The following is a 769-nucleotide window of genomic DNA, read 5'->3' on the forward strand; positions in this document are numbered from 1 at the left end:
TCTGATGAAATTCTCTTAGTCATTTGCGAAAATGAAGAACAAAATCTCGCTAAATCTGGTCCTTTCTTAGAAGAAAAGGACATGATCAATTTTATCGACCAAACCGATAATGCTGTCCAAATTTTGCGCGTAGAACCAACGACTAATCGTTGTGAAGATATCTCTGAAGATATTGCCGAATTCTATCTTAAAGAATGTGAAGAGCAGTGTTTCAACGGAAACATTCCTCACGATTTTATTCTACACAGCACAGCATACGGTTTTTTTTTAGATGATATAAAACAGCGCGAATATGATGATGCAATGTATGGTTCTTACGAAAAACAACACCGTTTGCGTCCTTGTGATGTGCTTTAAAAATTCTTAAGGGCGCATTTAAAAGCGCCCCCCTCTTTCCTCTTATTAAATTATCGGATGGAGTAAAATCATGAATAATCCTATCGCTATTACAAATAACACGGTTAACGGAGAAGACGTTCAAACAGTCAATGCTCGTGACTTGCACGCATTCTTAGAAGCAAAACGAGACTTTTCCAATTGGATTAAGGATCGTATTAGCAGATACAATTTTATAGAAGGACAAGACTTTGTAAAAACACAAGATTTGCGGTCACCAAATTTGGCGAGCGCAAAATCTAGATCTGTTATTGCAATTAATTATCATCTCACCTTGGAAATGGCAAAAGAACTTTCCATGGTAGAGCGTAATGAAAAAGGAAAACAAGCCCGTCAATATTTTATTGAATGCGAGCGGCGTGCAAAGCAAGTT

At 37.2% G+C, this 769-nt stretch carries 2 protein-coding genes; both read left to right on the forward strand.

What is annotated here, in order from left to right:
• Positions 1 to 357: hypothetical protein (locus tag ACFIM1_RS09380; RefSeq protein ID WP_375694697.1), on the forward strand; the 357-nt coding region annotated here is incomplete at its 5' end.
• A 70-nt stretch (positions 358 to 427) separates the two neighbouring features.
• Positions 428 to 769: antA/AntB antirepressor family protein (locus ACFIM1_RS09385; RefSeq protein ID WP_375609854.1), on the forward strand; the 342-nt coding region annotated here is incomplete at its 3' end.

The organism is Bartonella sp. AC158YNML, from assembly GCF_042196725.1.
Classification (GTDB): domain Bacteria; phylum Pseudomonadota; class Alphaproteobacteria; order Rhizobiales; family Rhizobiaceae; genus Bartonella.